The 11286-nt window shown below is 33.6% G+C and carries 11 protein-coding genes; 3 read left to right on the forward strand and 8 right to left on the reverse strand.

Annotated elements, in window-relative coordinates; all coding sequences use genetic code 11:
- The 3 genes from KC460_04800 to KC460_04810 form a co-directional block, all read left to right on the forward strand.
- On the forward strand, positions 1-344 hold a 344-nt coding region (locus KC460_04800; GenBank protein MCA9770659.1), incomplete at its 5' end, for a hypothetical protein.
- Positions 345-603: 259 nt separating this feature from the next.
- Positions 604-1359, forward strand: a complete 756-nt coding sequence (locus tag KC460_04805; protein MCA9770660.1) for a hypothetical protein — start codon at positions 604-606, stop codon at positions 1357-1359.
- A gap of 256 nt (positions 1360-1615) precedes the next feature.
- Positions 1616-3244, forward strand: coding sequence for a hypothetical protein (locus KC460_04810; protein ID MCA9770661.1), 1629 nt, complete (start codon positions 1616-1618; stop codon positions 3242-3244).
- A gap of 3 nt (positions 3245-3247) precedes the next feature.
- Here the strand turns inward: KC460_04810 and KC460_04815 are convergent, their stop codons facing one another.
- The 8 genes from KC460_04815 to KC460_04850 all read right to left on the reverse strand — a co-directional run.
- Positions 3248-4213, reverse strand: coding sequence for a M23 family metallopeptidase (locus tag KC460_04815; GenBank protein ID MCA9770662.1), 966 nt, complete (start codon positions 4211-4213; stop codon positions 3248-3250).
- 96 nt (positions 4214-4309) lie between these two features.
- Entirely contained in the window at positions 4310-5008 is a 699-nt protein-coding gene (locus KC460_04820; protein MCA9770663.1) for a tetratricopeptide repeat protein, read from the reverse strand.
- Complete coding sequence (locus tag KC460_04825; GenBank protein MCA9770664.1) at positions 5005-6711, reverse strand: BatD family protein; 1707 nt, start codon at positions 6709-6711, stop codon at positions 5005-5007. Before KC460_04825 ends, KC460_04820 begins: the two co-directional genes overlap by 4 nt.
- Positions 6689-7915, reverse strand: coding sequence for a tetratricopeptide repeat protein (locus KC460_04830; GenBank protein ID MCA9770665.1), 1227 nt, complete (start codon positions 7913-7915; stop codon positions 6689-6691). The genes KC460_04825 and KC460_04830 overlap by 23 nt, the downstream gene beginning before the upstream one ends.
- Positions 7912-8913: a VWA domain-containing protein gene (locus KC460_04835; GenBank protein ID MCA9770666.1), complete on the reverse strand. Its 1002-nt coding sequence runs from the start codon at positions 8911-8913 to the stop codon at positions 7912-7914. The genes KC460_04830 and KC460_04835 overlap by 4 nt, the downstream gene beginning before the upstream one ends.
- Positions 8910-9902, reverse strand: a complete 993-nt coding sequence (locus KC460_04840; GenBank protein MCA9770667.1) for a VWA domain-containing protein — start codon at positions 9900-9902, stop codon at positions 8910-8912. The genes KC460_04835 and KC460_04840 overlap by 4 nt, the downstream gene beginning before the upstream one ends.
- 13 nt (positions 9903-9915) lie before the next feature.
- On the reverse strand, positions 9916-10644 hold the full coding sequence (locus KC460_04845; protein ID MCA9770668.1) for a 1-acyl-sn-glycerol-3-phosphate acyltransferase: 729 nt from the start codon (positions 10642-10644) through the stop codon (positions 9916-9918).
- A 124-nt stretch (positions 10645-10768) separates the two neighbouring features.
- Positions 10769-11286 (reverse strand): hypothetical protein (locus tag KC460_04850; protein ID MCA9770669.1); only part of this gene is annotated, 518 nt, incomplete at its 5' end.

Genomic DNA, 11286 nt, shown 5'->3' on the forward strand with positions numbered 1-11286 from the left:
AACTATATAGCAGCAATCCAAATTGCCGCTATATTCTATACTTTGAGGCATTTATGAATTTTGGGATAGGTTCTAAATATATAGAAAAAACACAACATGTCATAAAACCAACGTATCCAGTTATAATATCCATTAATAAATGGATTGTTTTAAAAAATAATAAAAAAATCAGAGTTAACGCTAACGCTAAAGTACAAAAATTGAATACCAAGCTAACAATTTCTTTAGATAATAAAAAAATAATAAATAATATGGAGATTAAAGTGGATATAGGGAGCGCTGCAAGATCTAAAGACATTAAAGACGCAATAAATTTAGCCCTTCAACAAGCACTCCTTCAATAAGCATTGTTACAATAACACTCTATCTAAGAATCTAAAGAATTTATCCAAAAATTAAAACCTTAAAATAACTCTATAAAAAAGAGAAGATATCGCTGATAAAAGGCAGACATGGGAAACCTGCAAGAAAATACATAAGCAACGAAAGTTTTCTATTTGTATTAAATTATTGACTTATGCCACTCCAGGTGTGATACAATTAAGATATATGAAAGTACAAAATATAAGGAAGATGTATAACCATTTAAAAAAGGAATATATGATGCACAAATATATTATGTCAGCAATTATAGCAATTGCTTTATTCATTAGTCCAGTGTTACAAGCACAGCAAGAACCTACTGGCGGCGGATGGTTTGATAGCTACAGCCTACCAAGTTTTCAAAGTATTTTAGAGAAAACGCAGGATACCGTCAACTGGATGAAGGAAACAGTTAAAGAACACCCAAGGAAGAGTTTTGTCCTCGGAGTCGGAGCTCTGGCACTGTTTGGTGCCGCTTATTTCTTGATGCATAAGCAAAAATCTCAAGAAGATACTGCGCAAGAATCTAAAAAAAATGTTAAGGAAGAAGAAGAAAAAGATGTTAAGATAAGTGAAAATGTTAAGAAAGGTAAAAATGTTGTGCAAGAAAAAATAGAAGGAACAACTTATAAATCTGATACTCCATATGACAATATAAATAATTTTGCAGATGCTTTTATTGCCAAATTGGAAAAGGCAGAAAGCCTTCCACTCATATTCACAGGAGCGATTGTCACAGGAACGGTTAACACATATCCAGTGTCTATTGTTGCAAAAGAAGCAGAAGAAGAAGAAGAAGAAGAAGAAGAAGAAGAAGCAAAAGAAAAAACCTATGACCTGACAATTACATTCAACAATGATGATGACAATAAGAAAGAATATTATTCTATTAGCAAAGACAAAATAGGGACTACAATAACAAACTCTTACAATATAAAAAGATCAACAGAACTAGACGTTGTTGAAAAACAGCATTCCAAAATAGAAGTAAAGTAAAACAAATAAGCAGTAGAAACAGGTCATAAACAAAGGTATATCGCTGTATATTGAGTTTTTACCACAAATACATACACAGTTTATCGTAATTAATTAAGGGCCTCAGTTAATAATACAACTAAAAGGCCCTTAATCATACAAAAAACCCTTAAATATATGCTGAGCTAGCACAATACATTGCTTTTTAATAAAAAAAACTCTACACTACACATCAATATATAATTTCTATTAATTCCTTGTGAAGGGTTTTTTACCTGTGCTAAGTATAAAATCATTGCTTAAAAAATTTCTTATTGCACTATTAGTAATTCATTTTTATTGCAACCTTGTAGGTATGAACAGTCAAGAAATGTGCGATCAAAGGATACAAAAAGCATTTAATCAAACATACCAAATAGATCAATCACACCCTATTGTTGAAGGAATGAAACTTTTTGTAGGATTAGGTTGTACAATAGGTGGTATACTAGGTGGCGCACACATTGTTCGAAAAAGTTTAGAAGGTATACACGCCATTCCCGAAGCATTGACTGCAAAAGCTGTACAACATAGTGCCAGTGTTTTTAAAAACCACCTTCTCAATCTTGATAGTAAAACACAAACTATACTATGTGGTACTGCAGCATGCACGGTAATTGGTCTTAGTTTAATGGCATGGATAAAACCGGGACAATTTCGGAAAAATCAACAAGAAAGACAATTTACACATTGTAAAAATGCCGCTTTTAATAGCATACTTAATAATCCTGACAGTGAAGCTTTTAAGCAAAGTATCACGATAGATGCAGATGACTATCTATCAGTAATTGACGATTTTATAAAAGGAAATAGTATAAATAATTTCAAAAAAACAGAAGAAAATCCTATTCTAACAATTGATAAAAACATTAAAAACCTTGTAACAAATATTAATAATCAAAACAACACATGTTTATTCAATTATTTTTTGACCAAAAAAAACAAGATCGACTATACTCCAACTGCAGATGAACTTGAAAAAGTTTCTATCTACAATTTTTATGAAGTAAAAAAAAATCCCATAGAAATTAATCCTTACCTCTATATATACTTCTTGACACATAAACACAACAAAAAAAATAACAACAATAGCAAAAAAAACATTACTATTAACATGAAACATGACAAATATGATTATTTTGCTGTATCTTTTAATGATAAAAATAAATTAATGAATAATATTTTTCAGAAATCGTTTCGAATCAACTCCATCCAAGATTATCATTATCTTTTCATAAACAACTATAATGAGACACTTAAAAAAGAGTATAATATTTTTTGTTTTGGGTGTTTTGATGAAAATTCTGGTTCTTTCAAATATTTCGCATCAATCCCTTTTAAATCTAATGAAGCTGACAAAAAAGATTATACAAAGACCGTAAAAAATCTTAAAATGGCAACTGAAGCCTGTGTTAACAATAAGTGCCAACTTATAGCATATCTTTCAAATCGAGTATTAGCACATAACTCTCATGATGAGAGTAGTTGTGCCTTTTTTATAGAAAGAAATAATATACAAGAGATTGCTCAAGGTGGTATACAGAAAACACAAAAGCCACCTATAGATGACAATCATATCATCCAGCATGCTTTACAACAACTTGTTGATGAACAAAAATCTGATAATGAATATAATCCATGCGTTATTATCAAATACAACGAACAAGAGTATATAGTTATTAAAAATAACGAACAAGAGTATATAGTTATTAAAAATGCGGAAAATCTGTATACCACCAATTTTTATCCTCCTAAAAATAATAATTATCATACTTGTTTAGTTAACAAAGACAACCAAAATGGAGATTATTTGAGGAAAATGATCGTAGACATAATTGAAAAAAACTACACAAATAAAAAAGTATGAGCTCTAGGTTAGAAAATACATAGGATTAGTTTTTTTGCTATATACATATACTTCAAAATGTAAATGAGAAGCATCTTTGCCTACTTTACGCACAAATCCGGTATCTCCAACTTTACCAATCAATTGAGCACGATTAACTTTTTGCCCAACATGTACTAACATCCTATCAAGATGCGCATAACGCGTTTTATATTTTTTAGTATGCGAAATAACAATCGTTTTTCCATATCCTTTGCTTTTTGTTGCCTCAATCACAACACCCTCTGCAGCAGCTTTAACTGGTGTACCACGCAATGCTGCCATATCAATACCATAATGATATCCCCATGTACCATTTAGTTTTTTGCGCGGACCAAAAAATGAACTTAACCAAAATCTATCTCTTGCTATTGGCCACGTTAATAAAATATCTGGAGTTCCTCGTTTGATGCTTGAGGAAAGTGGTTTATTTTTAATACACATATTACTTGCGCATACTGTCGATTTTTTATGTAAACATTTTTTGTTTAATACATTTTTTTGTTTTTCTTCTGGTTCTTTTATTATTGCAAGTAATTGATCTGTGTACGCAATTAAGTCATTAATATCAATTTGTTCTAACAAAAATTCTACATTCTCTTGTTGCAAATGCGCTATCATCGCCTCTTTTAAATAGGCCGGTTCCCTATTGAGCAATAAAAATTGCGCATCCGTATCTTCGAGTTCATCACCTTCTTGATTACACTCGTCAGTAATAGTAATGCTATTTATGTCTTTTTTTTTTTTGCCATGATCTATATAGTGTTCCCCATCTATACTATTGTGTAAGACCTTTTTAACCGCAACAATATAGTTACGATACTCTTGCTGTAAATCCAACAGTACTTTTGATTCTTCCTTAAACAATATATATTCATGCACTAAAAGTACTGTAACTACACATAGAATTCCTACCAAGCAGCACAAAGCAACTTTGCCTAATCGATTCATGAAAAAAGCCCACAGATTATATATTCGTATTTTTATTATTAATGTTAGCTGTTAGTATACTAAAAAAATATGCTTACGCGCTATAAAGCGGCATTTCTAGATCTCTACAAGCTTTTCTAATGGTACCCAACCAACAACTTTTTTTTGTTGTATTTTGCACCAGTTATTATTTTTGGTACACACAGCAACAACAGATGAGCGCTTAAAAGATCCTACAGTATGATAGTTTGCATTCGGACCGGCAAAAAGTTCTGTATCATCCATAAGTATCGCATAACTATGACAAATTATCCTATATTTGAGTACAACACCTATAGCCACAATTCCAGTAATAAATGTAAAAACAAACAACAAAAAATATTTTTTTTTACGATACCAACGTACACTTAACCACAATAATACACACCATAACCCAATTAAAAACAACTGTAGAAAAAAAAGCGGTATATTACACAAGACAGAATCAAAAATAGATACATCAACCGATGTTGAAACCTGTTCTTTAAGAACCTGCATATTCTTTTTAATCGAATAACGTTGCTTTTTATCTGCATTCTTATAAGCTTTCAGCCAGTATAATTGAGCATCGTCAAATTGTTTTAAGTGATATGCACAATTGCCCATATTATACCAAACAGAAGACCCTTTGTTACTTACTGTTTTATATGCGTCTAATGCATGCGCAAATTCCTTTTTTTCATACAACTGATGCCCCTGTAACAACAATTCTTGATTAGAAATTGAGTATACTACGTGAGAATAAAACAAAAATACAATCAACAATGAATATCTCATAATCGTTTTTCCAATATATCTAACCACTTTTTAGCGTGCTCAAAAATATCATCTTGCGTTTTCTGACTAGAAAAAGCATACGATTGCATTGATGCAAAAAATCGCTGCCATTCGCTAACTTCATCACGAGAAAATTGCGCATTCTGCAAAAGTGTTCTTATAACAGACTCTGATAATGCAGTCTTTGCAGTTCCTGTACGTACAGCAATAACATACATAAAAATAGAATACAACGATGCCACATCCCCATTTTCTACTAATTTTTTTAGTTGCTCACGCGCATAGGCAAATGCATATTTTTTTTCTATTGTATGGCCATCACCACGCAAAAAGGCTTTTAAAAAAAATATACTCCAAATAAGAAATGCTAATAATAAAATACCTATAAACCATGGCCACGGAATAGCTTTTTCTTGTACTTTATACCACACATCAGAATAATCCAATGGCTGCAAGTCTGTTTTATTACTCACATCAATGCTCGTTTGCGCTGATACTGTAGCAGCAGTATCAAATGCATCATCTTTCACAATGTTAACGGCAAGCATATTTGTTTGTATCGTTTTATATTTTTTCGTTGCAACATCAAAGTATACTAACTGCTGTGGAGATATTTGCCAATCACCCGGCTCAAGGCCTTGAATAATAAACTCAAATAATTTCGTATCACCGGATATATACTGCTTTGACTCATACCATTTAAATGATGTAGGCATACCTTCGAGTTGATTAATATCAAGTGACGATAAATCAATATCTCCTTGCACACCCAAGGTTAAGACCATGCCTTCACCTTGCTTTGCAGTTGGCGGTTTAAGTTGAGACCAAAACTTTTTAATCACACCAACACCCGAAATTTTTTTATCTGTTGGCGGCAACTCTTGCACAGTAAGTGTTAATGCATTTGAGTATGTACGTTTTTCTTTAATCCTATGCCCAAAAAAACCAAGTAATCCTGCAAAGCGATTGCTCGCGTTACGTTTTTTTTCTATATGATAGTCAACAAAATATGCAGGAATAACAATATTACCAGACTGTGTCGGAGTAATATTCCAATGCCATTCGACATAATCATAAGGAATACCATCAACTTCTTCGTGTCCCTGCACCGGCCCCCTCTGTTGATAAAACGTAACTCCTGCAATTTTTTGTTCATCCGGCCCGCCAATTGAGCGTATATTAGTGCGATTACTCGTATAGTAAAAGCGCAACAAGCAAGAAACACTCTCACCAACAAAAACCGAGCTCTTATTAGCAGTCAGTCGTAAAAAAGCATTTTGAGTACGCAAGATATTACTATTTTTTTGTGCGTCATTATTTTTACCAACAGAAATAATAACAGTATTTGATTTTTCAATTCCTTGCGATGTTTGAGAATGGGCTGGGCCAAGTGTATAATCTCCAGGCTTGTCTATGCGTACTTGGTATGTGTATATTGCCGTTGAAGCACCATTAATCGTATTAAGTTGAAAACCACTTTTATGCGCCGTAAATTCTTCAAGACCATCAATAATCGGGTAACGCATAGTACCACCATGTGATTGCATATGCACATCTAACAAAAATGGTTTTCCTATTACAGCATCTTTTGTTCTATTACCATCAATATCACGCAGAGTAAGTTTTATTTCCGCATGAAGAAAAGCTGAAAATAAGACTAAAATAATAAAAAGTATTTTGTTACCAACAATTTTGCACATCATGAGCTGCTCCTGCACCAACTGCTTGCAACATAAGTCGCTTGTTGCTTTTTGCATCGTTTTCTTCTTGTTTTTGTAGTAACTGTGCTAACCATTGATCAATTTTCTCTGTCTCATTATCTTGTTGTTGAGGTATGTTATGAACCAATGGTTGCCCTTGTTCGGTTTGCTCTTTTCTATTATCTTTGCCGCCCGCACTATCACTCGCGGTTTGAGTGGGTTGCCGATTTTGTTGATTTTGGGATTGCTGATTGTTATTGCTATTCCCGCTGCGTTCCCATTCGTCCTGGCGTTTTTGGCGGTCAAGATTTCTTTGATTGTTTCCACTCTGCTGCTCCTCTGGACGCTGACCAGACGATGACTGTTTTTTTTGTTCATTTCCTGATTTCCCCTGTTCATCATCTTGTGGTTTGTTTTCTGGTTTCTTTTTTTCTTGTTGACCATTATTCTGGCCACCACGATTATTTTCTTTATTATTATTATTGTTCTTTTGGTTGCTCCCTGTATCTTTTTGGTCGTTCGATGCATTATATTCTTGATCATTTTTTTTGTCTTTTTTCTGATCTGAGTTATCTTCATGATCGTCCTCTTTATCACCAGAAGATCCATCACTATTGTTATTTTGTTTTTGATTTTGATTATTTTTATCACCTTTCTGCTGATTATCAGAATTTCCATTATTTTCATTCTGATTTTGCTGCTGCTCATTTTGACTATTTTGATTGTCTTTATCTTTTTGAGAATCTTCTGAATTATTTTTTTGATCATGCTGCTGTTGCTCTTGTTGTTTTTGTTGCTCCAATAATTTTTTGACCAACTCAAGATTATGTTTTGTTTTTTCATTATCAGGGTTAATCTCAATTGCTTTTTCGTATTGAGCAATAGCTTCTTCTAATTTTTTCATTTTTGCATAACTATTGCCAGCATTAAAGTACGCTCGTTCCTTGAGCTCTGGCAATCCCTCCTCTTGTTGTGCTGAAGCAGAAAAATAGGCTGCTGCTTGCTCAAATTCTTCTTTTTTGAATGAAGCAACCCCCAGATCATACAAAACATCTGCTGCATCTGGATAATCAGTCACCAATTGAGTAAGCAATGATTGTGCTCTTTCCATGTCACCTTTTTGCATAGCACTAATTGCTTTATCGTGCTCAAACCAACTATAAGCTGACAAAAAAATAGATAAAAAAAATAATAATTTTTTTTTCATAACAACCACTCAAGCGCTAATAACACAAAACTCACCAATGCAAACCAGTAATATTTTTCTTGTAGCGATGAAAACGTCTTTTCTTCTATTTTTTCTTTTTCAACGTTCTGTACATTACGCACCATCATAGAAATATCAGTAACATCACTAGTAGCATGCATATACATACCACCAGATTCTATCGCAAGCGCATGCAAAATACCCTCATTTAATTTTGAAATTACCACATTACCACGTCGATCTTTTTGGTGGCCAACTTGTTTACCTTTTTCATCAAACAACGGAATAGGAGCCCCCTCTTTAGTGCCGATTCCAAGTGCAAAAATCATCATACCTTGTTGTGCCGCTTGCTCTTTGACACTAGATAAATTGCTTGAAAAATCCTCACCATCTGTAAGCAACACTAATAATTTATGTTTACGCTCACCAACACGAGAAAACGCATCAAGAGCTTGTTTTATTGCACCATCAATAGCAGTAGTACCAGAAGAAATTGTTTCTACATCGATTTGATTTAAAAAGAGGTGAAACGCACCGTAATCACTGGTAAGCGGACATTGCACAAATGTTGAACCAGAAAATAAAATAAGCCCAACTCGTTCTGATTTAAGTTCCCGTAATAATGCACGAATTTTTTCTTTGGCAAAATCTAAACGATTAGGCTCTACATCACGCGCAAGCATACTACGAGAAATATCCAAGGCAATAAAAAGATCTCTTCCGTGTTGTTCAACTTTCTGTTCCTTCTTCCCCCATTGTGGACGCAAAAGTGCAAAATATAAAAAAGTTAGTCCGACAATAATTAACACACTTTTTATTGCAACCCGTGTGAATGAAAAATGCTTAATAAGCATACTCGCCCATTTACGTGCAGCCAAAAGCTTGACCACTCTTTTTTTCCACAATAGAAGATATATCAGTAGTGCTGCTGCGCACATAACAAACAAAATAGTCCATGCATGCTGCCAAGCACCTACATATATTCCAAGTATATTCATAGGCCATACCACACAAATGTTGAAAGACTCAAAAAAATTAAAATAAGCGCAAAAACACCATAAGCAAGCGGTGTAAAAATATCGTACGTTTTGCTAAATACTGGTGTTTCATACTCAATAGTCTCTAATTGGTCAATCGTGTCGTAAATATCACGCATATCCTGAGAGTTTCGTGCTAAAAAAAATTTGCCACCCGTCTGATCAGCAAGTGCTGTTAGCAGCTGCTTATTTATTTTTGGTTTTGCTACTGCACCATAAAACGGATGCATAAAATAACTGTCTTCATCACTGCCAATACCGATGGTATAAATTTTTATACCTAATTGTTTTGCTGCTTCCAATGGAATCTTAGGATCAAGATCGCCTTCGCTTGGTTCACCATCAGTTAATAGAATCATCACTTTACTTTTTGCTTTTGACTTCTTTAATCGATTGACTGCAGTCAACATACCACGAGACAACAATGTACCATCAGCATCAATCACCCCAATATCAAGTTGTGTAATAATATCGTTTAATATTGCTTTATCATTTGTCAACGGACATCGAGAAAGCGCATCGTTACCAAATAAAACTAAACCAATTGCATCATTATTTCTTTTTTTTACAAAGCGCATTGCCTCATCTTTTGCAACTTCAATTCTGGAACGCTTATCATCTTCATAATCACGAAATTGCATACTACCAGAAACATCCATCACCAATACAATATCAATACCCTCAATGGTAGTTTGCGAACGAGTGTCAACCAATTGTGGACGCGCAATAATCAATGCCAAAAAAGCAAGTACGCAACTACGCAGCATAAAAAATACTATACGATGTAGAGTATTTTTTGTCTTTCCAGCAGCCGCTAACGTACTACTCAATCCATATTGGTAGCACACAACACGATTCCATTTTAATTTGATAAGGATTAATACCACTATCAGTGGAAATAAAATAAATAACACCCACGGTTGGGCAAAGCGAAACATATACGCTTGCATGAGCTACCTCATCTCATGTATATTGTGATTTTTCTTGCTTTAAAAACCATGCACGGACCCGTTGCTTAAATGCATCAATTTCTTCACCTTCTTGCATACGCATTGGTTTACCAACCACCACATGTATCGGATGGTATTGCACCAAAAAACTATTTGGTGGATACACCTTGTATGCACCAAAAATGCGAACAGGTACAACAGGCCTGCCAGTCCTTCTTGCGAGTATAACAAAACCTGAAAAAAATTCATGTACCATCGCATCAACATACCGACTGCCTTCAGGAAATATAATAACATGACGATTGTTACTAGCAATATGTTTAATAGCTTGGTTCAAACTACGCATTCCTCTAAGCGGACTAGACGTATCTACTAAAATTGCCAACAGCGGCAAAATAAAACGCAAAACTGGTGACGTCATTAAATACGCAACAGCCAACCAAATATGTGGATATGCTTTTAATGTATAACCAATAAGTGGAATATCTAATGATGATTGATGATTAGAAACAATAATACTTGGTTCTTTTGGTGCATTTTCCAAACCATGAAAGGTAATAGGAATAAATGAACATTTTATAATAAGCCAATAAAATACATGCACGCACAAAAAAAATAGCTTACTATCATATAGCCATTGCTTAGGAACAAGAATAGCAATCAGCATAGGTATAAAAAAAATCAGCATAATTAAAAAGAGTAAAACACGAGAAATCAGTGTTCTTATTAATGCACTTATCATGCAAACCTTTTAATTTATTTATTAAAGGATTTTAGCATCTATTAATACCTAAGACTCCTACAACAACATTTTTTTAATGTAATGTAGAGAACAAACAAACTCAAATGCATACCTAATACAAAAACTATATAAACCAACTCTTACACCAACTCACACATGAATTAAAGGTATGCGCACAAAATAAACTAACTGACGATAACGGCGATGTGGTTATCAAGTTTATAGATTTAAGAAAAGTATAATAATATATCGGCTCTTGCCATCCCTTACTTTTATATTTTTTCTTTTCTTTTTTATGATATTTTTTTTCATTATTTTTTTTATTTTGTATATTTTTTTGATACTCTCGCTCAACATTTTCAACTACACTATCATCTCTTTTATCTTCAATGTTGTCTTCTTTCTGTCCAATGCTTTGACTCTCTTGATTAGCACTTTCCACTTCAAGTTCTTGATACTCTCGCTCAACATTTTCAACTACACTATCATCTCTTTTATCTTCAATGTTGTCTTCTTTCTGTCCAATGCTTTGACTCTCTTGATTAGCACTTTCCACTTCAAGTTCTTGATACTCTCGCTCAACATTTTCAACTACACTATCATCTATTTTATCTCCAATGTTGTCTTCTTTCTGTCCAATGC

The sequence above is a fragment of the Candidatus Dependentiae bacterium genome, assembly GCA_020431705.1.
Lineage (GTDB): Bacteria > Babelota > Babeliae > Babelales > Vermiphilaceae > JAGQHQ01.